Below are 21,883 nucleotides of genomic sequence, written 5' to 3' on the forward strand. Positions count from 1 at the left end.
CCCCGGTGGCGTCGTGCGGGTATCCATCACCCGCGGCGTAACGCCACGCGCGAGGAAAAAATCCACGCAGGACAGCCCAGTCAGCCCCAGACCGATAATGACGATTTTTTTCCCCTGGTAATCAGCCATGATTAACGTACCTTCAGCGTTGCCAGGCCAATCAGCACCAGCATCAGCGAAATAATCCAGAAGCGCACGATCACGCGCGGCTCCGGCCAGCCTTTCAATTCATAGTGGTGGTGGATCGGCGCCATACGGAAGATGCGCTGTCCGCGCAGCTTGAAGGAGCCAACCTGCAGAATCACCGACAGGGTTTCCACCACAAACACACCGCCCATAATCACCAGCAGGAATTCCTGGCGCAACAGCACGGCAATAATGCCCAGTGCGCCACCCAGTGCCAGCGAACCGACGTCGCCCATAAAGACCTGCGCCGGATAAGTGTTAAACCACAGGAAGCCTAATCCTGCCCCGACAATCGCCGTGCAGACGATCACCAACTCCCCCGCATGGCGTAAATACGGAATATGCAGATAGTTGGCAAAGTTCATGTTCCCGGTCGCCCACGCCACCAGCGCAAAGCCAGCAGCAACAAACACGGTCGGCATAATAGCCAGGCCATCAAGGCCGTCGGTCAGGTTGACCGCATTGCCGGTACCGACAATCACGAAGTAGGCCAGCAGAACGTAGAACAGGCCCAACTGCGGCATGACGTCTTTAAAGAACGGCACGACCAGCTGCGTGGCGGGCGTATCTTTGCCCACCAGATACAGCGCGAAGGCCACGCCTAATGCAATCACCGACATCCAGAAGTACTTCCAGCGGGCGATCAGGCCTTTGGTGTCTTTACGCACCACTTTGCGGTAGTCATCGACAAAACCGATAATGCCGTAACCCACCAGCACCACCAGTACGCACCAGACGTAAGGGTTAGACGGGTAGGCCCACAGCAGAACGGAGATAACAATCGCGGTGAGGATCATAATGCCGCCCATGGTCGGCGTACCGCGCTTGCTGAAATGCGATTCTGGGCCGTCGTTACGCACAACCTGACCAAAAGACATTTTTTGCAGGCGGGCGATCATGCGCGGGCCCATCCACAACGAGATGAACAGCGCGGTCAGCAGGCTGACGATGGCGCGAAACGTCAGATAAGAGAAGACGTTAAAGCCGGAATAATATTTGACCAAATGTTCGGCCAGCCAAACTAACATGTTGCATTCTCCTGTAATGCGCGTACTACCTCTTCCATAGCGGCACTACGTGAACCTTTCACTAAAATCGTCATCACCTGATGCTCGGCAATCAATGTCTTAAGATGCGCGGCCAGCGCGGGTTTATCCGCAAAATGTTCGCCAACACCGCTGGCATCGCTGATTGCCTGACTCAGTTTCCCTGTACTCAATACGCGGTCGATACCCGCCGCCTTCGCAGCCTCTCCTACCTGTATGTGACAGGCTTCGCTTTCCGCGCCAAGTTCTGCCATATCGCCCACCACCAGCACGCGATAGCCCGGCATTTCAGACAACACCTGTACCGCGGCGGTCATCGAACCGACGTTGGCGTTATAGGAGTCATCCAGCAGCAGCTGATTTTCGGCGAGCGGGATAGGGAACAGGCGTCCCGGCACTGCGTGTAAATCTTTCAGGCCGGTTTTAACCGCCTCATGCGTCGCGCCAACCGCCATAGAGAGCGCGGTGGCAGCCAGGGCATTGGCAATGTTGTGACGCCCCGGTAACGGCAGCAAAACATCAATGCTGCCCGTCGGCGTGTGCAGCGTAAACTCGGTGCCGTGTGACGTAACATGAATGTTGGTAGCAGAAAAGTCGCTGTTGGCCGCATTCGGCGAGAAGCGCCAGACGGTGCGATCGCCAATAATGCTCTGCCAGTTCAGCCAGTCGTTGTTATCGGCATTCATAATGGCGATACCGTTTTCCGCCAGGCCGGTAAAGATTTCGCCTTTTGCTTTGGCGACACCCGCCAGAGAACCAAACCCTTCCAGGTGAGCCGCCGCCAGGTTATTCACCAGCGCCGCTTCCGGTCGAGTTAATCCGACGGTCCAGGCAATCTCGCCCTGGTGGTTGGCACCAAGCTCAATCACCGCATAGTCATAATCGTTGTTCAGTCGCAGCAGCGTCATTGGTACGCCGATGTCGTTGTTCAGATTGCCCGCAGTGTATAACGTGTTCCCACACTGGCTGAGAATCGCGGCTGTCATCTCTTTGACAGAGGTTTTACCGGATGAACCGGTCAGTGCCACCACACGGGCCGGAACCTGAGCGCGCACCCACGCCGCCAGCTCGCCAAACGCCAGGCGTGTGTCCTTCACAATCACCTGCGGCAGAGAAACATCCAGCGGACGACTGACCAGCAGCGCTCCCGCCCCGTTCTCCTTCGCCGTTTCGGCAAAATCATGGGCATCGAAGCGTTCGCCTTTCAGCGCCACAAACAGGCAACCCGGCGTGACTTTACGCGTATCGGTGGTCACCGCATCAAGGGTCAGATCGCCCCCTTTCAGTTCGCCACCGAGGATCTCCGCCAACTGGCTGAGCGTTACGCTAATCATGCGATCACCCCCAGCAAACGAGCGGCCGTCACGCGGTCAGAATGGTCGAGGCGATGCGCGCCGACGATCTGGTAATCTTCGTGGCCTTTACCGGCCACCAGCACAACGTCGTTTTCATTCGCCTGCATAATGGCGTTGGTGACCGCTTCAGCACGACCTTCCATCACCTTCGCGTGCCCGGCATCCAGCATACCTGCCAGAATGTCGTTAATGATGGCGCGCGGCTCTTCAGTGCGCGGGTTGTCATCAGTGACCACCACAATATCCGCGAACTCTTCCGCGATGGCGCCCATCAGCGGACGCTTGCCTTTGTCACGATCGCCGCCGCAGCCAAAGACGCACCACAGCTTACCGGTGCAGTGCAGACGTGCCGCCTGCAGCGCTTTTTCCAGCGCATCCGGCGTGTGGGCATAATCCACCACCACCGTTGTTTTGCCCGGCACACTGAACACTTCCATACGCCCGCAAACTGGCTGCAGACGTGCCGCCGTTTTCAGTAAATCCGCTAACGGGTACCCTAATGCCAGCAGCGTTGCCAGCGCCAGCAGCAGATTGCTGACGTTGAAGGCGCCCATCAGGCGGCTTTCAATTTCACCGTCGCCCCAGGATGAGGTAAAGCGGATCGTCGCGCCGCTGTCGTGATAATTCACCTCAACCGCTTTCAGCCAACGACCGTGGCAGTTCGGGTTAATATGGTCTTCCATCGAAACGGCGACCGCATCCGGCAATTTTGCCAGCCAGCGACGGCCGACTTCATCATCTGCATTGACGATGGCCTGACCGCAATGGTGCGTGGAGTACAGAAGCCACTTCGCGGCTTCGTAATGTTCCATATCACCGTGATAGTCGAGATGGTCACGGCTTAAGTTGGTAAATACCGACGCGGCAAACTTCAACGCTGCCACGCGATGCTGAACCAGACCGTGGGATGACACTTCCATCGCGCCTAACGTGGCGCCCTGCTCAACCAGCCCCGCCAGCACATGCTGGACGTCAACGGCTGAACCGGTGGTATTTTCGGTCGGGATCACTTTGCCCAGCAGGCCATTGCCAACGGTCCCCATTACGGCGCTGGTTTCGCCCAACAGCTGGCTCCACTGCGCCAGCAGTTGGGTGGTCGTGGTTTTCCCGTTGGTGCCGGTGACCCCCACCAGACGCATAGTGTCAGAAGGCTCGTGGTAAAAGCGGCCCGCCAGTGCTGATAAACGTTCATTAAGCTGGCTCAGATAGATAACCGGTACGCCGTGCATTTCACGGATTTCACCGTCGGTTGCCTCATCTTTTGCCTCTGCAATAATGGCAGCCACACCTTGCGCTATCGCCTGCGGGATATATCGACGCCCGTCCGCCTGATGACCTACCACTGCCACAAAGAGATCGCCCGATGCAGCCACACGGCTGTCGAGCGTCATCTCCCGCAGTGCTCGCTCCGGTGCACCCGGCACCCATGGAGCAAGAAGGTCGCGCAAATTACGATCTGCCACCTGTCGCCTCGCCTTGATTATTCACAAAATCACTTTTATCGCTCGTTGTCAGCGCATCCGGCTCGATGTTCATGGTGCGCAGTACGCCGCCCATGATGGCACCGAAGACCGGCGCGGAAACGGCGCCACCGTAGTATTTACCCGCCTGCGGATCGTTGATAACAACCACCAGCGCGAAGCGCGGCTGACTCGCAGGCGCAACGCCTGCGGTATAAGCAATGTATTTGTTGATGTAGCGACCATCCGGCCCTACTTTTTTCGCCGTACCGGTTTTAATGGCGATGCGATAGCCTTTAATCGCCGCCTTCACGCCGCCGCCGCCGGGCAGCGCCACGCTTTCCATCATATGAACGACGGTACGTACGGTAGATTCCGGGAAGATACGCTCGCCCGGAACAGGAGGATCAACTTTGGTAATCGACAGCGGGCGATAAACGCCATAGCTGCCGATCGTTGCGTAGACTCGCGCTAACTGTAACGGGGTTACCATTAGCCCATAGCCGAAAGAGAAGGTGGCCCTCTCTATGTCAGACCACCGTTGTTTTTGAGGATATAAGCCACTGCGTTCTCCGACCAACCCCAAATTGGTCGCTTTTCCCAGCCCAAAACGTGAGTAAGTATCTACTAACGCTGAGGACGGCATCGCTAACGCCAGCTTGGAAACACCGACGTTACTCGACTTCTGTAGTACCCCGGTCAGGGTCAATTCGCTATAACGCGCCACGTCTTTGATTTCGTGGCCATTAATTCGATAGGGAATGGTGTTCAGCACGGTATTTTCACGCACCACGCCGCGCTGCAGTGCCGTCATCACCACCATCGGTTTAACCGTTGAGCCCGGTTCAAATACGTCGGTGATGGTACGGTTACGCATGACATCTTTTTGCGTACCGGAGAGATTGTTTGGGTTGTAGGATGGGCTATTCGCCATCGCCAGCACTTCGCCTGTGTTGACATCTACCAACACGGCGCTACCTGATTCCGCTTTGTTAAACGCGACGGCGTTGTTCAGTTCGCGATAGACCAGTGCCTGCAAGCGCTCATCAATACTCAGCGCCAGGTTATGTGCCGCCTGACTGTCTGTTGAAGAAATATCTTCAATCACGCGGCCATAGCGGTCTTTACGCACCACGCGCTCGCCCGGCTGACCGGTGAGCCATTTATCAAAACTCTTCTCAACGCCTTCAATGCCCTGGCTGTCGACGTTGGTAAAACCGATGAGGTGAGCGGTCACTTCCCCGGAAGGATAGTAACGGCGGGATTCTTCGCGCAGATGAATCCCCGGCAGCTTGAGTTTTTTGATGTAGTCGGCCATGTCAGGGTTGACCTGGCGTGCGAGGTAGATAAAACGCCCTTTCGGGTTGGCATTGATGCGAGAAGCCAGTTGGTCGAGCGGGATGTTCAGCGCAGTCGACAGCGCTCGCCAGCGTTCGCCAACGCTTACGCCACCCGCATCATGCACTTCTTTCGGATCGGCCCAGATGGCCTTCACCGGCACGCTCACCGCCAGCGGACGGCCGGAACGGTCGGTAATCATGCCACGTGACGTGGAGACTTCCTGGACGCGCAAGGAGCGCATGTCGCCCTGACGCACCAGCATGTCAGGCGCAATAATTTGCAGCCACGCAACGCGTCCCAGCAGGAAGCACAGCGCCAGCAAAATACAGCCGCACAGTAACGCAAAACGCCAACTGATAAAGTTGGCTTGTTCTTCCTGGCGTTTTGGTTTGAGCGTCTTTGCCGCTGCTTTCATGCGTCGCGTTTATCCTTATTTTTGTACAACGATATTTTCTTGTGAGGGATCGACATGCTGCAACTGCAGCTTTTCCGTTGCGATCCGTTCAACACGGCTATGGTCACCGAGAGCGTTCTCTTCGAGGATCAGGTTACGCCATTCGATATCCAGTGCATCGCGTTCCAGAACTAACTGTTCACGCTGCGCGGTCAGTAACCGCGTATGGTGCGCGGTCGTCACGACGGTGACCGCCGTCAAAATAATGCAAATGAACAGGCAGAGTGGCAGCTTCCCGAACCGCAAAAGATCGTCACCGATCACGCCAGGCAAAGCATGGCGCTCGTTACTTCCTATCGATCCTTTAACTTTGCTGAGGGCTTCTGTCACTCTGCTGATCATGCGTTCGTCCTCTCTGCAATGCGCAGAACTGAACTACGGGCACGTGGATTTTCTGCGACCTCTTCTTCACCCGGCATCAACTTGCCTAATGCTCTCAACTCACGGCCGCCCAGCTTTTGGATCTGCGCTTCGGTCATCGGGATCCCCGCCGGAACCTGAGGACCGCGACTTTGTTCGCGCATAAAGCGCTTCACAATACGGTCTTCAAGCGAGTGGAAACTGATGACAGAAAGGCGACCACCTGGAGCCAGCACGCTGAGCGAGCTTTTTAGCGCCTGCTCTATCTCCTCCAGTTCACTGTTCACCCAAATGCGCACCGCCTGGAAGGTACGGGTCGCGGGATGTTTGAATTTGTCTTTTACCGGCATGGCCGCCGCAATGACTTCCGCCAGTTGTTTGGTGCGGGTCATCGGTTCAACGCGGTTACGCTCGACAATGGCGCGAGCAATGCGTTTGCCAAAGCGTTCTTCGCCAAAGGTTTTAATCACCCAGGCAATATCCGCTTCATCTGCCGTTTGCAGCCACTCGGCGGCTGACTGGCCGCGCGTTGGGTCCATACGCATGTCCAACGGACCGTCACGCATAAACGAAAAGCCGCGCTCCGCATCGTCTAATTGCGGAGAAGAGACGCCAAGATCGAGAAGGATGCCATCGATCTTACCGGTTAGCCCGCGCTCACTCACGTACTCAGCCAGCGCGGAGAAAGGTCCATGAATGATGGAGAAGCGGGGATCGTTAATGCTCTGAGCCACCGCAATGGCCTGCGGATCGCGATCGATAGCCAGCAAACGCCCCTCTTCGCCAAGCTGCGAGAGGATCAGTCGTGAGTGACCGCCGCGACCAAATGTCCCGTCAATGTAGATGCCGTCCGGACGAATATTCAGACCGTTTACGGCCTCATCCAGCAACACCGTTGTATGTTTAAAATTTTCCATCATCTTATAGAGACAAATCCTGCAATCGTTCCGACAGCGCGCCGGTAACAGATTGCTCAGCGTCGATATCTTCCTTGACCTGTTGATACCAGGTCGTTTCATCCCACAGCTCAAATTTGTTGAACTGCCCAACCAGCATCACTTCTTTTGTTAACCCTGCATGTTGCCGCAAAATGGGTGCTATCAGTAATCGACCGGCGCTATCCATCTGACATTCACTGGCATGCCCCAACAGCAGGCGCTGTACGCGGCGCTCGACCGGATTCATGCTGGACAGACGAGATAGCTTCTGCTCGATAATTTCCCATTCAGGCAGGGGGTAAAGCAGCAGGCACGGGTGATGGATGTCAATGGTGCAAACCATTTGACCGGTAGCACTCTCGAGCAGTTGATCCCGATACCGGGTAGGCACTGATAAGCGCCCTTTACTGTCGAGATTAACTAACGTCGCTCCCCGGAACATGCCCGTCTCACCCCCGATTACCACTTTGTCCCACAAAATCCCACTTATAAGGAGTTTACGGAGCGGAGGAAAACCTTGTCAAGCAAGTCACGGCGCTTAGCGGAGCAAAAAACCCAATGTTTACGGCTAATATCAGCGTTGAACAAATTCCGTACAGCTAACGAAGCAAATTAACGTCATGAATATTTGTAAGAAAAAAATCCAACAACTCATCATTGTTTAAAACAACTCAATATCATCTCGAGAAAATATAAAGTGTCAGTTTGCGACGCGAGCGGCATTTTAGGACAATATGCAGCGAGATAACAGTACCAGTTAATCGGTCTGTATGCCTTGTACGACCAAGGCAGGCGAGAAAAATCTGCAATACAGAAGCAAAGTGTTTGTTAATTCGGCAATTCCCTACAACCATGTAACAAAATAATACAATCGTAACGCGTCGTTACGTATCAATAACGTAAAAATGGTGGGTTGCGTTTTTAATCACGATATATAGAAATTGAATTTCAGACAATTCTAAAGAATATTCTTAAATATAATGAGGTTATTTCTGATATTTGAATAAATGACCGCGCCAGAAGGTTATCGCCTTCCAGCGCGTCCAGCAGAACACCTTAACTCCGACTGAGAATACCGCGGCGATACAGGTTACGCTTGATGCGCGTTAAGCCTGGTTTTGGCTTACGCGGCTCATCCAGACTGGCCAACACGATTTCCAGTACGCGCTCTGCAACGTCGCGATGACGTTGCGCCACCGCCAGTACCGGGCACTGTAGGAAGTCGAGCAATTCATGATCGCCAAAGGTAGCAATCGCTAAATCAGACGGTAGCTGCCCGTCACGACGTAATGTCACATCCATCACGCCCTGTAAAAGCGCAAAGGAAGTGGTAAACAACGCCTGTGGCATCGGGTGCGTTTCCAGCCATTTATCAAACAGCTGCGCGGCGGCTTCCCGCTCATAACTGTTGGCATACAGGAAATTCACTTCACGCGGATCGTCCTTCCACGCGGTACGAAAACCCTGCTCGCGCAGGAAACTCACAGATAATTCCGGCAACGCACCGAGATAAAGGACGGTATCAGCCGGGAACTTACGCAATTCTTCCGCCAGCATTTCTGCATCGTCCTGATCGGCCCCGACAACGCTGGTGAAATGTTCACGATCCAGCGCGCGGTCTAACGCCACAATCGGGAATGCGCTGTTAGCCCAGCGCTGGTAAAACGGATGCTCTGGCGGCAAAGAGGTCGACACAATAATGGCATCAACCTGGCGTTGTAATAGATGTTCAATACAGCGCATTTCGTTATCTGGCTGATCTTCAGAGCAGGCAATCAGCAGCTGATAGCCACGCTGACGCGCCTGGCGCTCCAGGTAGTTGGCTATCCGGGTATAACTTGTATTCTCCAGATCCGGGATCACCAGCCCGATAGAACGTGTGCGTCCAGCACGTAGCCCGGCTGCCACAGCATTTGGGTGGTAATTATGCTCGCGCACCACCGCCATGACTTTTTCAACCGTTTTGTCGCTTACGCGATATTGCTTTGCTTTGCCATTAATAACGTAGCTTGCAGTCGTTCGCGAAACGCCGGCCAGCCGAGCGATTTCATCCAGTTTCACAATTGCCCCTTGCGTAAAATGTACCAACCATAACCTTTGAGATGGCATGGGTTAAACTCTTAACATCTAAGCGCAGAATAATGACCGCGGCAACCGCTTTTGTCTCTGGTTACCGCTGATTTCTCAAAAAAAAGCCCAACCGGTAGCATTGGGCTCACGAATTAATAACTGGGCCATGATTAGCGCATGATTTTATCACCGCGAGAAAGCCCCACCACGCCGGAGCGCGCAACCTCGACGATTTTCGCCACTTCACGCAATGTAGCCAGGAAAGCATCGAGCTTATCGCTGGTACCTGCCAGTTGTACGGTGTAGATGGACGGCGTGACGTCAATGATTTGCCCGCGGAATATTTCCGTATTGCGCACCACTTCTTCACGACCGTAACCGCTGGCCTGAATTTTCACCAGCATGATCTCTCGTTCAACATGAGCCCCCTGTCCCAACTCGCTTACGCGCAGGACATCCACCAGTTTGTGCAGCTGCTTTTCGATCTGCTCAAGGACCTTTTCATCACCCACCGTCTGGATCGTCATTCGCGATAACGTCGGATCGTCCGTCGGTGCGACGGTCAGGCTTTCAATGTTGTAACCGCGCTGAGCGAAGAGACCAATCACTCGTGACAATGCACCCGACTCGTTTTCCAGTAATACTGATAATATCCGGCGCATAATCAGGTCCTCTCCGTTTTGCTTAACCACATTTCATCCATACCGCCTCCGCGAATCTGCATCGGGTAGACATGTTCGCTGCCATCAACGGTGACATCGACAAACACCAGACGATGGTTACGCACGTGTTCCAGCGCCTCACCCAATTTGCTCTCGAGTTCATCCGGATGGTTTATCTGGATACCAATATGACCATATGCCTCGGCAAGACGTACAAAGTCGGGCAGCGACTGCATGTAAGACTGCGAGTGACGCCCGGAGTAAATCATGTCCTGCCACTGTTTAACCATGCCGAGGTAACGGTTGTTAAGATTGAGTACCAGCACCGGCAGCTCATATTGCAACGCCGTCGACAGCTCCTGGATATTCATCTGAATACTGCCATCGCCGGTGACGCACACCACCGTTTCATTCGGTAGCGCCATCTTTACACCTAATGCTGCAGGTAAACCGAATCCCATGGTGCCGAGGCCACCGGAGTTAATCCAACGACGCGGCTTATCAAACGGGTAGTACAGCGCGGCAAACATCTGGTGCTGGCCAACGTCCGAGGTTACATACGCATCCCCTTTCGTCAGACGCCAGAGGGTTTCAATGACAGCCTGCGGCTTAATGCTCTCACTTTGCGTGTCATATTTCAGACACTGGCGCGCACGCCACTGTTCTATCTGCTGCCACCAGTCGCGGTTATCATCAAGCGGTTGCTGCGATTTCTCCTGCGGTAGCAGTTCCAGCATCTGATCCAGCACCAGTCGGGCGTCGCCGACAATCGGAATATCCGCAGTGACGGTTTTCGAAATAGAGGTCGGATCGATGTCGATATGCAGTACGGTCGCATGTGGGCAATATTTTGCCAGGTTATTGGTTGTGCGATCGTCAAAGCGAACACCAACGGCAAAGATCACGTCGGAATGATGCATGGTCATATTGGCTTCGTAGGTGCCATGCATCCCCAGCATGCCCAGCGCCTGACGATGCGTGGCCGGAAACGCGCCCAATCCCATCAACGAAGAAACAACCGGCAGGTTAAGCGCTTGTGCAATCTGGCCAAGTTGTTCATGACAGGCCGCATTGACCGCACCACCGCCAACATATACCACCGGTTTTTTAGCCGCGACCAGCGTTTGTAGCGCGCGCTTTATTTGCCCCTTATGTCCGGTTGTCGTCGGATTATACGAGCGCATACTGACCGACTCCGGCCAGCTATACGGCAGTTTCTTTGCCGGATTCAGAATATCCTTTGGCAAATCCACGACCACAGGGCCTGGGCGACCGCTTGCCGCCAGCCAGAAGGCCTTTTTCAGGACCTGAGGAATATCTTCCGTTTGCTTAACGAGGAAGCTGTGCTTCACCACCGGACGAGAGATACCGACCATGTCGCACTCCTGAAAGGCATCGTAGCCAATCAGCGACGTCGCCACCTGCCCGGAGAGGATCACCAGCGGAATGGAATCCATATACGCCGTAGCAATACCGGTAATCGCATTGGTTGCGCCCGGCCCGGAGGTCACCAGAACTACGCCGACGTCACCCGTGGCACGCGCCAGACCATCGGCCATATGTACGGCGGCTTGTTCATGACGGACTAGCACATGATCGATTCCCCCGACCGTATGCAGCGCATCATAAATATCGAGGACCGCGCCCCCAGGATAACCAAATACCTGCTTCACACCCTGATCGATGAGCGATCGCACGACCATCTCGGCTCCAGACAACATCTCCATGGCTTGCCTCCACTCTTATAATGAATAACGGTTTAACAACACATTAACCGCTGAGGATGACGCATGGCAATTGACACCTAAGAGGGGGAATTCACATGAATAAGAATATAAAGGAGGTAAGCGCAGAATAAATGGAGATTTAAACCAGCATCCGTTAATGAAATGAGAAATAATCGCTTAAAAATGGAGACTTACAGCGATTAGTCTATTTTTTTACACTTTTGGACAGATGCAGAAAGACAAGTTCAGCACAAAATCTTAGATAAAAAGCCAAAAGCAGAATAAACCAGACGTGTTGCCCGATTTATTCTGCCGAATACTACTGCTTACAGACGGAGACTAACAATTCTTCCATCCATTGGTGGCCTTTATCCCTGCCCGCAGCTTCATGCCAGGAAAGATAGCATGTACGGCTATTCAATTTTAACGGTAAAGGCAATATCTGTAGATCTAACTGCTCAGAGAATTCTTCCGCTAACCAACGTGGTGCAATAGACACCAGATGCGTTTGCGAAACAATATTCAACACGCTGATTAACGCCATACCTTGATAAGCGACACAAGATTGTTTATCCGCAGTGTCATACCAGGGTTGGCTAAATGATGCAAAGCGATCGAGAGATACCACCGCATGCTGTTCATTATAAACATCGTTTTCCAATAATGGGCCACTAATACGGGGGTGTTTTCTGCTCGCGACTAACACCATCTCATCATTGAACAAGGGAATACTGGTGAATTCAGGGCGACGGAACTCTTCATAACTAATAACGAACTCAGTCTCCTGATAGCGTAATTGATGTTCGGTATTTTGATTGAGTGAAGATTTAAATACGACATTAATGTTTGGCGCAACTTGCTCAACCCGATTATAAATCAAGGAAGTCAGAATATTATCCAATGGGCTGCATACGCAGAGGTTGAATACGCGCTCGCTGCTGGCAGGCTCAAACCCCGAACCCGGCAGTTCATTCTGTACCAGTTGCAATGCCTGACGGACGGAGCCAAAGAGTTGGAAGGCCCGCGCTGTCGGCTGGATCCCTCGGCCATAACGAACAAAAAGTTCATCATTGAACATAATTTTCAAACGCGCCACAGCATTACTGACTGCAGGTTGCGACATCCCCAGAGTATGCGCAGCGCGGGTAATATTTTGTTCCTGCATTACCGCGTCAAAGACGGTTAATAAATTAAGATCAACCATGCGAAGCTGCGGCTTTCCCATTGTTATAGGATTTGGTTTATCTATTATTTTCACTTCTGGCATATTTAACTCCACTGTCACTCTAAACTCCCTTTTCCCAGACGGAGTGAAGAAATAACCTCCGTTAATATGATTTACCATGCATATAAAATAAGAAAAAGGAAAAACATTAAAATTAGGAAAACATAAAGGTACGAACCTAAATGAACAGAAACCCAATGCGAGCGCAGTGTGGCAGATGTCACTGCACGATGATTCATATGTTTAAATTTCACGAACAATATAACCATAAGCACGACGAATACACAATCATACGCACGGTGAATATATATTTAAGATTTGATTAAATGTTTATATTATTAATACATTAAAAGTTAACATTAATTTATCAATCATTGAGAAGCGTGCCCCCTGTATTCATTCATGGACACTATAAAAACTGATAAATCATAAAGATAAAAAGTGTATCTACACCCCATCTCATCAGCATGCTGTCACAATAGTTGCAAACAAATATGCTCAAATATGTCAAAGCATGAAAAGTATGTACGAACGCACACTAATTTATTTTATGCTTCTCTAAAAATTCAGCACAATTCGCTTAGATTGCAGAGGTGTTTTTCTTCTGAATACGGACGTTTACCGGGAGCGGGGTTGACATCAGCTTTCATATCCAGTACCACTAAAAGCATATCGCATTCGCCTGGAGCCTGATTGATGACTTACATTGTTCGTTTTAACGGTCTACTACTACTAAACGCATCTTCGTTGCGCGGTAGACTGGTGAACGACATTTAGCATTACGTCAGCTCCAGTTAAGACAAAAACCCGCGCCGCTGCGCGGGTTTTTTTATGCTCGAAGCAAGGCGCCAAAAAAGACAAAGGACCTAAACCATGAGCCAGCAAGTCATTATTTTCGATACCACCTTACGCGATGGTGAACAGGCGTTACAGGCAAGCCTGAGTGTGAAAGAAAAACTGCAGATTGCTCTGGCTCTCGAGCGTATGGGCGTTGACGTGATGGAAGTCGGTTTCCCTGTGTCTTCGCCAGGTGATTTTGAGTCGGTACAGACCATTGCCCGACAGGTTAAAAACAGCCGCATCTGCGCCTTAGCCCGCTGTGTGGAAAAAGATATCGATGTGGCCGCTGAATCCCTGAAGGTGGCTGAGGCTTTCCGCATTCATACGTTTATCGCCACCTCGCCGATGCATATCGCCACCAAATTACGTAGTACGCTGGATGAGGTTATCGAGCGGGCTGTCTATATGGTTAAGCGTGCGCGTAATTACACGGATGACGTGGAATTCTCATGCGAAGACGCCGGCCGTACCCCTATTGCCGATCTGGCTCGCGTGGTAGAAGCGGCGATTAATGCCGGTGCCAAAACCATTAATATCCCCGATACCGTCGGGTACACCATGCCCTTCGAATTTGGCGCAATCATTTCCGGCCTGTATGAACGAGTGCCGAATATCGACAAAGCGATCATTTCCGTGCACACCCACGACGATTTAGGTCTGGGCGTCGGTAACGCGCTGGCCGCTGTTCATGCCGGTGCGCGTCAGGTCGAAGGGGCGATGAACGGGATTGGTGAACGCGCCGGTAACTGCTCGCTGGAAGAAGTGATCATGGCGATCAAAGTCCGCAAAGATATTCTGAACGTACAGACCCGCATTAATCATCAGGAAATCTGGCGTACCAGCCAGTTAGTCAGCCAAATCTGCAATATGCCGATTCCGGCCAACAAAGCGATTGTCGGTAGCGGCGCCTTTGCCCACTCCTCCGGTATTCATCAGGACGGCGTACTGAAAAACCGTGAAAACTACGAAATTATGACCCCGGAGTCCATCGGTCTGAACCAGGTGCAACTGAACCTGACGTCCCGTTCCGGACGTGCTGCGGTCAAACACCGTATGGATGAGATGGGCTATAAAGAGAGTGAATACAGCCTGGACAACCTGTACGACGCCTTCCTGAAGCTGGCGGATAAAAAAGGTCAGGTATTTGATTACGACCTGGAAGCGCTGGCCTTTATTAACAAACAGCAAGAAGAACCCGAACATTTCCGCCTGGATTACTTCAGCGTGCAGTCTGGCTCCAATGATATTGCCACCGCCTCCGTCAAGCTGGCCTGTGGCGAGAATGTGAAAGCCGAAGCCGCCAACGGTAACGGCCCGGTCGATGCTATTTATCAGGCCATCAACCGTATTACCGACTACGACATCGAACTGGTGAAATACAGCCTGACCGCAAAAGGCCACGGTAAAGATGCGCTGGGTCAGGTAGATATCGTCGCCAACTTTAACGGCCGTCGCTTCCACGGCGTAGGCCTGGCAACGGATATTGTCGAGTCCTCCGCGAAAGCCATGGTGCATGTACTGAATAACATCTGGCGCGCCGAAGAAGTCGAAAAAGAATTGCAACGCAAAGCTCAAAACAACGAGAACAACAAGGAAACCGTGTGATGTCGAAGAATTATCATATTGCTGTTTTGCCGGGTGACGGTATTGGCCCGGAAGTGATGGCACAGGCTCTGAAAGTACTGGACGCGATTCGCACCCGTTTCGCTATGCGCATTACCACCAGCCACTATGACGTGGGCGGCGTTGCCATCGACAACCACGGTCAGCCGCTGCCACCCGCAACGGTTGACGGCTGTGAGCAGGCCGATGCCATTCTGTTTGGCTCCGTGGGCGGCCCGAAATGGGAAAATCTGCCGCCAAACCAGCAGCCGGAGCGTGGTGCCCTGTTGCCGTTGCGTAAACACTTCAAATTATTCAGCAACCTGCGCCCGGCTAAGCTGTACCAGGGGCTGGAAGATTTTTGCCCGCTGCGCGCCGATATTGCCGCCAACGGTTTCGACATCCTGTGCGTACGCGAACTGACGGGCGGGATCTACTTCGGTCAGCCAAAAGGTCGTGAAGGTAGCGGTCAACATGAAAAAGCCTTTGATACCGAGGTCTATCACCGTTTCGAGATCGAACGTATTGCGCGCATTGCATTTGAATCTGCCCGCAAGCGTCGCTGTAAAGTGACGTCGATTGATAAAGCCAACGTGCTGCAAACCTCGATTCTGTGGCGTGAAGTGGTCAATGAAATAGCCAATGAATACCCGGACGTTGTCCTGACGCATATGTATATCGACAACGCCACCATGCAGTTGATTAAAGATCCGTCTCAGTTTGACGTGCTGCTGTGCTCCAACCTGTTTGGTGACATCCTGTCCGATGAATGCGCGATGATCACCGGCTCCATGGGCATGCTGCCGTCTGCCAGCCTGAATGAGCAGGACTTTGGCCTGTACGAGCCCGCCGGCGGCTCAGCACCGGATATCGCCGGTAAAAACATTGCCAACCCGATTGCCCAGATTTTGTCACTGGCGCTGTTGCTGCGCTACAGCCTGGACGCCAATGATGCAGCAGCAGCCATTGAAAGCGCCGTTAACCGCGCATTAGCAGAAGGTATTCGCACCGGTGATTTAGCCCGTGGCACAGCCGCAGTCAGTACCGATGAGATGGGCGATATCATTGCTCGCTACGTCGCAGAAGGGGTGTAATCATGGCTAAAACGTTGTATGAAAAGTTGTTCGATGCGCACGTCGTGTATGAAGCGCAGGACGAAACGCCGCTGCTGTATATCGACCGCCATCTGGTGCACGAAGTGACCTCACCGCAGGCATTCGACGGCCTGCGGGCGCATAACCGTCCGGTTCGCCAGCCGGGCAAAACCTTCGCCACCATGGATCATAACGTCTCGACGCAAACCAAAGACATTAACGCCTCCGGTGAAATGGCGCGCATCCAAATGCAGGAGCTGATCAAAAACTGCAATGAGTTCGGCGTCGAACTGTACGATCTGAACCACCCTTTTCAGGGCATCGTCCACGTGATGGGACCCGAGCAAGGTGTGACCTTACCGGGTATGACCATCGTCTGCGGTGACTCCCACACCGCCACACACGGTGCGTTCGGAGCGCTGGCGTTTGGTATCGGTACCTCCGAAGTCGAACACGTGCTGGCCACGCAAACCCTGAAGCAAGGGCGCGCCAAAACCATGAAGATCGAAGTTAATGGCACGGCAGCAACAGGAATTACTGCCAAAGATATCGTGCTGGCGATTATCGGTAAAACCGGTAGCGCAGGCGGTACCGGGCACGTGGTTGAGTTTTGCGGCGATGCCATCCGCGCCCTGAGCATGGAAGGTCGTATGACCCTGTGTAACATGGCAATCGAAATGGGGGCCAAAGCGGGTCTGGTCGCTCCGGATGAAACCACCTTCAACTATGTACAGGGACGTTTGCATGCCCCTAAAGGTCAGGATTTTGCCGATGCCGTTGCCTGGTGGAAAACGCTGAAAACCGACGACGGGGCGACGTTTGATACCACCGTCACCCTGCAGGCAGAAGAGATTGCTCCGCAGGTCACCTGGGGCACTAACCCAGGCCAGGTAATCTCCGTAAACGATAACATTCCCGACCCCGCGTCGTTTAGCGATCCGGTTGAACGCGCATCAGCGGAAAAAGCGCTGGCCTATATGGGGCTGAAGCCGGGCATTCCGTTGACGGAAGTGGCTATTGATAAAGTGTTTATCGGCTCCTGCACCAACTCGCGTATTGAAGATTTACGCGCCGCAGCTGAAATCGCCAAAGGCCGCAAGGTCGCGCCGGGCGTGCAGGCACTGGTGGTACCGGGTTCAGGTCCGGTTAAAGCCCAGGCTGAAGCAGAAGGTCTGGATAAGATTTTCATTGAAGCCGGTTTTGAATGGCGCTTACCGGGTTGCTCAATGTGCCTGGCGATGAACAACGATCGTCTGAATCCGGGCGAACGCTGTGCTTCCACCAGCAACCGTAACTTTGAAGGTCGTCAGGGCCGCGGAGGGCGTACGCACTTAGTCAGCCCGGCCATGGCCGCCGCGGCCGCCGTTACCGGTCATTTTGCCGACATTCGCCGCATCAAATAAGGAAACTACCATGGCAGAGAAATTTACCCAGCATACCGGCCTGGTTGTCCCCCTGGATGCCGCCAACGTCGATACGGATGCAATCATTCCCAAACAGTTTTTGCAGAAGGTGACGCGTACCGGTTTTGGCGCACACCTGTTTAACGACTGGCGCTTTCTCGATGAGAATGGTCAACAGCCTAATCCGGAATTTGTACTGAATTTCCCGGAATATCAAGGCGCGTCGATTCTGCTCGCGCGAGAAAACTTTGGCTGCGGATCCTCGCGCGAACATGCGCCGTGGGCGCTGACCGATTACGGTTTCAAAGTGGTGATCGCCCCAAGCTTCGCCGACATTTTCTACGGCAACAGTTTTAATAACCAACTGCTGCCGGTGAAATTAAGCGACGACGAAGTGGATGAACTGTTCACGTTGGTACAGGCCAATCCGGGGATCCGTTTTGAGGTGGATCTGCAGGCACAGGTGGTGAAGGCTGGCGATAAAGCGTATCCGTTTGAAATCGACACCTTCCGCCGCCACTGCATGCTGAACGGTCTCGACAGTATTGGGCTGACGTTGCAGCACGAAGACGCGATCTCGACTTACGAGAACAAACAGCCCGCGTTTATGCGCTAGTGCTTGTTGTTGCCGGATAAGCATGCCGGATGACGACGCAAAAGCGTCTTATCCGGCCTACGGAAAGATTTGTAGGCCGGATAAGCGTAGCGTATCCGGCACACCCACTACACATCCTTCACTCGTCCGGTCATCACCAGCGTAACCACCGAAATTCCCGCAATCACCCAGTAGACGGCATAATGCCCATAACTTTGCGCCACCGCCCCCTGAATTACCCCCGCCAGAATCACCCCCGTGGAGATACTATTTGTAAATAAGGTGGTAGCTGAACCCGCCCTGCCCGGCATCAGATCCTGAAACCACAGCATGCCTATTCCGGCAACAATCCCGATGAATACCGCATTAAACAGCTGCAGGACCAGTAGCGCCGTATGGCTGTGGAAGAAGATAAGCCCAAGGTAAAACAGCACGCCTGCCGCCACGGCGGTTATCATCATCCGCCGCTTACCAAAACGCTTCACGTAGTAACCCGCCAGAATCATTGCCGGAATTTCCAACCCGGCGGCGGTGCCCATCAGGATCCCGGCCAGTTTGTCCGGTAGTCCCAGTTCAAGGCTAATCCACAGCGGCATATCGATAATGTACATGGTGTTGCAGGTCCACATCAGCGTGGAGGCAATAAACAACATGCGCACATTTTTGTCCTGCCAGCCGCCGGTCTGTTCAAGCGGGACATCGACAGGCTGCTCGACCCGCGCCACCGACGGCAGTATCAGCGCGATCAGCACCAGGCTAATGGCAAATATCCCGGCAGCAATCGAAAACATCATCGTGAAGCCGTAATTTAACGCCAGCATAAACGCCAGCGGCGGCCCAATCACCCACGCCAGCGAAAGCTGCGCACGCATCACCGAGCTGAACATCACCACTTCTCGCGCCGAGTTATCGGCATACTCCCGCGCCAGCGCAAACAGCTGCGGCATGGCGGTATTTGCCAGCGAAGCCAGCAGCACCCCGCAGGTGATCAGCGTTAAATAGTGGCGGTTAAAGGCAAACAGCAACGCGTTGCCAATCGCCATCAGACAGCAGAACATGATCAGCTTACGCCGATCGCCCCGACTGTCGGATCGTTTCGCCAAACCAAGGCTGACCGCGATCCCGGCGATCGCATTGACGGTGTAAAACAGCCCAACCCAAAATGGCTGTGCCCCCACCTCGCGACTCAGAAACAGGCTCAGCGTGGGTGCCTGTAACGCGCCCGCCACGCCCATCATAAAGGCAACCAGCATAAACGCCGCATACACGCCGTTGAGGCGCCGTCCCATGGTCATAATCCAGAGCATATCTTTCCTTGTAAGCGCAGCGGAAACGAAAAAAGCCAGCAGATAATACCTGCTGGCGCGGCGATTAACACCAATACTCAGTCACACATGATGTCTGCAATTCCCAATTCAGAGGTCAGTCTTGCAACTCCCACTGCATCAGTTCATCGAGCATCTTTAAGCGCTGCGGCGCACTCAGGCAAGCCAACCAGGACAAACGCGCTGTCGAGGTAAAGTACTTTAAATAGAACTGACGCATAGATGACCCCTTCGTTGTCTCATCGCTTCATCGGAATTCATTATTGGCTTAATATGGGGATAATAAAATTGCTGAGTTTTCCGTGGGAGTTCCCCTTTTATGTCTTCTGGTCGTTTGCAACAACAGTTTATCCGCCTGTGGCAATGCTGCGACGGCAAAACGCGAGACGCCACGCTGAACGAGTTGGCAGAGTTACTCAGTTGCTCGCGCCGCCATATGCGCACCCTGCTCAACACCATGCAGGAACGCGGCTGGCTAACGTGGGAAGCCGAGGTCGGTCGCGGCAAACGTTCACGCCTGACCTTTCTCTACACCGGGCTGGCGCTCCAGCAGCAGCGGGCGGAAGACCTGCTGGAACAGGATCGCATTGATCAACTGGTGCAACTGGTCGGCGATAAAACAGCCGTGCGACAAATGCTGGTTTCCCATCTGGGCCGCAGCTTTCGCCAGGGGCGGCACATCATGCGCGTCCTTTACTATCGCCCGATGCGCAATCTGCTCCCGGGTACGGCGCTACGCCGTTCCGAAACCCATATCGCCAGGCAAATCTTCAGCGCCTTAACCCGCGTAAATGAGGAAAATGGGGAACTGGAAGCCGATATTGCCCACCACTGGCAACAAATTTCGCCGCTGCACTGGCGCTTCTTCCTGCGTCCTGGGATCCATTTTCATCATGGTCGCGAGCTGGAAATGGAGGATGTGATCGCCTCACTGAGGCGGATCAACAGCCTGCCGCTGTACTCGCACATTACGCAAATTGCCTCCCCCACGGCCTGGACGCTGGATATCCATCTGGCGCAACCTGATCGCTGGCTGCCGTGGCTACTGGGACAGGTCCCCGCCATGGTCCTGCCGCGCGAATGGGAAACGCTGAATAACTTTTCCAGCCACCCGATTGGCACCGGTCCCTATGCGGTCGTCCGCAATACGAGTAACCAGCTAAAAATTCACGCTTTTGATGATTACTTTGGTTACCGGGCGCTGATTGACGAAGTGAACGTGTGGGTGTTACCGGACATCGCCGAAGAGCCCGGCGGCGGACTCACGCTCAAAGGCCCGACGGAAGATGAAAAGGCTATCGAAAGCCGGCTGGAGGAAGGGTGTTATTACATGCTGTTTGATTCCCGCGCCAATCGCGGAGCCAATCAGGAGGTGCGCGAATGGGTAAGCCGCATACTCTCGCCGACGAATTTAATTTTTCAGGCTGACGAGCAGTATCAACGGCACTGGTTCCCCGCGTACGGATTACTGCCTCGCTGGCATCATGCCAGGCCAGGACTCGGTGAAAAACCGGCGGGACTGGAAACACTGACGCTCACCTACTATCGCGATCATATCGAGCATCGGGTGATTGCGCAGATCATGAAAACATTGCTGGCGGAGCATCAGGTACAGCTGAATATTCAGGAGATCGACTACGATCAATGGCACGCAGGCGAGACCGTCAGCGATATCTGGCTCAACAGCGCCAACTTTACCTTACCGCTGGACTTCTCGCTGTTCGCCCATTTGTGCGAAGTCCCGCTGCTGCAAAACTGTCTTTCTCTGGACTGGGAAAGCGACGCCGCCCGCTGGCGCACCGGCGAGATGAGCCTCGCAGCATGGTGTCAGCAACTGCTTGCCAGTAAAGCCATTGTACCGCTGATCCATCACTGGCTGATCATTCAGGGGCAGCGCAGTATGCGTGGGTTACGCATGAATACGCTTGGCTGGTTTGATTTTAAATCAGCATGGTTTGCACCGCCGGACCCGTAGATCCGGCTCTTGATTGCCGCATAGCAACAAAATCATTACACTAACGCCGTTCTCAACGGGGTGCCAATAAAAGACATACGCAAAATCATTCATGATGCATCAAGGCGGCAAGCAAACGCAGCCAACGCAGAGGCAGCGTGAAGGATGAAGTGTATGAGGCTGAGAGATACCCGTCGAACCTGATCCGGATAATGCCGGCGAAGGGATTTGAGGCTGTAGCTCAAG

Annotated in this window: 20 protein-coding genes and 1 riboswitch; of the genes, 6 read left to right on the plus strand and 14 right to left on the minus strand. The window is 53.5% G+C overall.

Annotated features, from left to right (window positions below):
• From FDW95_RS24040 to leuO, 12 genes are all read right to left on the minus strand, one after another.
• On the minus strand, positions 1 to 129 hold a 129-nt coding region (locus tag FDW95_RS24040), incomplete at its 3' end, for a hypothetical protein (RefSeq protein WP_249359252.1).
• A gap of 2 nt (positions 130 to 131) precedes the next feature.
• Entirely contained in the window at positions 132 to 1,214 is a 1,083-nt protein-coding gene (gene mraY / locus FDW95_RS19290; RefSeq protein ID WP_096758305.1) for a phospho-N-acetylmuramoyl-pentapeptide-transferase, read from the minus strand.
• On the minus strand, positions 1,208 to 2,566 hold the full coding sequence (murF, locus tag FDW95_RS19295; RefSeq protein ID WP_115259460.1) for a UDP-N-acetylmuramoyl-tripeptide--D-alanyl-D-alanine ligase: 1,359 nt from the start codon (positions 2,564 to 2,566) through the stop codon (positions 1,208 to 1,210). Before murF ends, mraY begins: the two co-directional genes overlap by 7 nt.
• The gene (murE, locus tag FDW95_RS19300; RefSeq protein ID WP_115259461.1) at positions 2,563 to 4,050 is read right to left on the minus strand and encodes a UDP-N-acetylmuramoyl-L-alanyl-D-glutamate--2,6-diaminopimelate ligase; all 1,488 of its coding nucleotides are present in this window, start codon (positions 4,048 to 4,050) and stop codon (positions 2,563 to 2,565) included. Before murE ends, murF begins: the two co-directional genes overlap by 4 nt.
• Complete coding sequence (gene ftsI / locus FDW95_RS19305) at positions 4,037 to 5,803, minus strand: peptidoglycan glycosyltransferase FtsI (RefSeq protein WP_096758308.1); 1,767 nt, start codon at positions 5,801 to 5,803, stop codon at positions 4,037 to 4,039. The genes murE and ftsI overlap by 14 nt, the downstream gene beginning before the upstream one ends.
• 15 nt (positions 5,804 to 5,818) lie before the next feature.
• Positions 5,819 to 6,184: a cell division protein FtsL gene (gene ftsL, locus FDW95_RS19310; protein WP_115259462.1), complete on the minus strand. Its 366-nt coding sequence runs from the start codon at positions 6,182 to 6,184 to the stop codon at positions 5,819 to 5,821.
• Complete coding sequence (rsmH, locus tag FDW95_RS19315) at positions 6,181 to 7,122, minus strand: 16S rRNA (cytosine(1402)-N(4))-methyltransferase RsmH (protein WP_115259463.1); 942 nt, start codon at positions 7,120 to 7,122, stop codon at positions 6,181 to 6,183. The genes ftsL and rsmH overlap by 4 nt, the downstream gene beginning before the upstream one ends.
• Position 7,123: 1 nt before the next feature.
• Entirely contained in the window at positions 7,124 to 7,582 is a 459-nt protein-coding gene (mraZ, locus tag FDW95_RS19320; protein WP_005124560.1) for a division/cell wall cluster transcriptional repressor MraZ, read from the minus strand.
• 614 nt (positions 7,583 to 8,196) lie between these two features.
• Positions 8,197 to 9,201: a catabolite repressor/activator gene (cra, locus tag FDW95_RS19325; protein ID WP_096758311.1), complete on the minus strand. Its 1,005-nt coding sequence runs from the start codon at positions 9,199 to 9,201 to the stop codon at positions 8,197 to 8,199.
• 179 nt (positions 9,202 to 9,380) lie between these two features.
• Positions 9,381 to 9,872 carry an acetolactate synthase small subunit gene (ilvN, locus tag FDW95_RS19330; RefSeq protein WP_096758312.1) on the minus strand — a complete coding sequence of 164 codons (492 nt, stop codon included), beginning with the start codon at positions 9,870 to 9,872 and terminating at the stop codon, positions 9,381 to 9,383.
• 2 nt (positions 9,873 to 9,874) lie between these two features.
• Positions 9,875 to 11,599 (minus strand): acetolactate synthase 3 large subunit, encoded by a 1,725-nt coding sequence (gene ilvI, locus FDW95_RS19335; protein WP_115259464.1) that lies wholly within the window; start codon positions 11,597 to 11,599, stop codon positions 9,875 to 9,877.
• A 319-nt stretch (positions 11,600 to 11,918) separates the two neighbouring features.
• The gene (leuO, locus tag FDW95_RS19340) at positions 11,919 to 12,866 is read right to left on the minus strand and encodes a transcriptional regulator LeuO (protein ID WP_115259465.1); all 948 of its coding nucleotides are present in this window, start codon (positions 12,864 to 12,866) and stop codon (positions 11,919 to 11,921) included.
• Between the two features lie 654 nt (positions 12,867 to 13,520).
• Between leuO and leuL the strand changes: the two genes are divergently transcribed.
• The 5 genes from leuL (at position 13,521) to leuD (ending at position 18,379) form a co-directional block, all read left to right on the plus strand.
• On the plus strand, positions 13,521 to 13,601 hold the full coding sequence (gene leuL, locus FDW95_RS19345; protein ID WP_115259466.1) for a leu operon leader peptide: 81 nt from the start codon (positions 13,521 to 13,523) through the stop codon (positions 13,599 to 13,601).
• Between the two features lie 96 nt (positions 13,602 to 13,697).
• Positions 13,698 to 15,269: a 2-isopropylmalate synthase gene (leuA, locus tag FDW95_RS19350; protein ID WP_115259467.1), complete on the plus strand. Its 1,572-nt coding sequence runs from the start codon at positions 13,698 to 13,700 to the stop codon at positions 15,267 to 15,269.
• Positions 15,269 to 16,360, plus strand: a complete 1,092-nt coding sequence (leuB, locus tag FDW95_RS19355) for a 3-isopropylmalate dehydrogenase (protein WP_115259468.1) — start codon at positions 15,269 to 15,271, stop codon at positions 16,358 to 16,360. Before leuA ends, leuB begins: the two co-directional genes overlap by 1 nt.
• 2 nt (positions 16,361 to 16,362) lie before the next feature.
• A complete protein-coding gene (leuC, locus tag FDW95_RS19360; protein ID WP_115259469.1) occupies positions 16,363 to 17,763 on the plus strand; it encodes a 3-isopropylmalate dehydratase large subunit in 1,401 nt (466 codons plus the stop codon).
• Positions 17,764 to 17,773: 10 nt separating this feature from the next.
• Positions 17,774 to 18,379, plus strand: coding sequence for a 3-isopropylmalate dehydratase small subunit (leuD, locus tag FDW95_RS19365; protein WP_096758318.1), 606 nt, complete (start codon positions 17,774 to 17,776; stop codon positions 18,377 to 18,379).
• A gap of 107 nt (positions 18,380 to 18,486) precedes the next feature.
• Here the strand turns inward: leuD and FDW95_RS19370 are convergent, their stop codons facing one another.
• Together FDW95_RS19370 and sgrT are read right to left on the minus strand one after the other, a co-directional pair.
• Positions 18,487 to 19,665: a sugar efflux transporter gene (locus FDW95_RS19370; protein ID WP_096758319.1), complete on the minus strand. Its 1,179-nt coding sequence runs from the start codon at positions 19,663 to 19,665 to the stop codon at positions 18,487 to 18,489.
• A gap of 115 nt (positions 19,666 to 19,780) precedes the next feature.
• Positions 19,781 to 19,903: a glucose uptake inhibitor SgrT gene (gene sgrT, locus FDW95_RS19375; RefSeq protein WP_096758320.1), complete on the minus strand. Its 123-nt coding sequence runs from the start codon at positions 19,901 to 19,903 to the stop codon at positions 19,781 to 19,783.
• A 99-nt stretch (positions 19,904 to 20,002) separates the two neighbouring features.
• On the opposite strand from sgrT, the gene sgrR reads away from it, so the two are divergent.
• Complete coding sequence (sgrR, locus tag FDW95_RS19380) at positions 20,003 to 21,658, plus strand: HTH-type transcriptional regulator SgrR (protein ID WP_115259470.1); 1,656 nt, start codon at positions 20,003 to 20,005, stop codon at positions 21,656 to 21,658.
• 46 nt (positions 21,659 to 21,704) lie between these two features.
• Positions 21,705 to 21,882, plus strand: a riboswitch (TPP riboswitch).
• Position 21,883 lies beyond the last annotated feature (1 nt).

Source organism: Citrobacter sp. wls718 (genome assembly GCF_005280945.1).
Lineage (GTDB): Bacteria > Pseudomonadota > Gammaproteobacteria > Enterobacterales > Enterobacteriaceae > Citrobacter > Citrobacter gillenii.

What these genes read in the sequence shown, in the direction of transcription:
- mraY (WP_096758305.1), bottom strand. Translation starts at nt 1,214, where the DNA reads ATGTTAGTTTGGCTGGCCGAACATTTGGTCAAATATTATTCCGGCTTT.
- murF (WP_115259460.1), bottom strand. Translation starts at nt 2,566, where the DNA reads ATGATTAGCGTAACGCTCAGCCAGTTGGCGGAGATCCTCGGTGGCGAA.
- ftsI (WP_096758308.1), bottom strand. Translation starts at nt 5,803, where the DNA reads ATGAAAGCAGCGGCAAAGACGCTCAAACCAAAACGCCAGGAAGAACAA.
- ftsL (WP_115259462.1), bottom strand. Translation starts at nt 6,184, where the DNA reads ATGATCAGCAGAGTGACAGAAGCCCTCAGCAAAGTTAAAGGATCGATA.
- rsmH (WP_115259463.1), bottom strand. Translation starts at nt 7,122, where the DNA reads ATGATGGAAAATTTTAAACATACAACGGTGTTGCTGGATGAGGCCGTA.
- mraZ (WP_005124560.1), bottom strand. Translation starts at nt 7,582, where the DNA reads ATGTTCCGGGGAGCGACGTTAGTTAATCTCGACAGTAAAGGGCGCTTA.
- ilvN (WP_096758312.1), bottom strand. Translation starts at nt 9,872, where the DNA reads ATGCGCCGGATATTATCAGTATTACTGGAAAACGAGTCGGGTGCATTG.
- ilvI (WP_115259464.1), bottom strand. Translation starts at nt 11,599, where the DNA reads ATGGAGATGTTGTCTGGAGCCGAGATGGTCGTGCGATCGCTCATCGAT.
- leuO (WP_115259465.1), bottom strand. Translation starts at nt 12,866, where the DNA reads ATGCCAGAAGTGAAAATAATAGATAAACCAAATCCTATAACAATGGGA.
- leuL (WP_115259466.1), top strand. Translation starts at nt 13,521, where the DNA reads ATGACTTACATTGTTCGTTTTAACGGTCTACTACTACTAAACGCATCT.
- leuA (WP_115259467.1), top strand. Translation starts at nt 13,698, where the DNA reads ATGAGCCAGCAAGTCATTATTTTCGATACCACCTTACGCGATGGTGAA.
- leuB (WP_115259468.1), top strand. Translation starts at nt 15,269, where the DNA reads ATGTCGAAGAATTATCATATTGCTGTTTTGCCGGGTGACGGTATTGGC.
- leuC (WP_115259469.1), top strand. Translation starts at nt 16,363, where the DNA reads ATGGCTAAAACGTTGTATGAAAAGTTGTTCGATGCGCACGTCGTGTAT.
- leuD (WP_096758318.1), top strand. Translation starts at nt 17,774, where the DNA reads ATGGCAGAGAAATTTACCCAGCATACCGGCCTGGTTGTCCCCCTGGAT.
- FDW95_RS19370 (WP_096758319.1), bottom strand. Translation starts at nt 19,665, where the DNA reads ATGCTCTGGATTATGACCATGGGACGGCGCCTCAACGGCGTGTATGCG.
- sgrT (WP_096758320.1), bottom strand. Translation starts at nt 19,903, where the DNA reads ATGCGTCAGTTCTATTTAAAGTACTTTACCTCGACAGCGCGTTTGTCC.
- sgrR (WP_115259470.1), top strand. Translation starts at nt 20,003, where the DNA reads ATGTCTTCTGGTCGTTTGCAACAACAGTTTATCCGCCTGTGGCAATGC.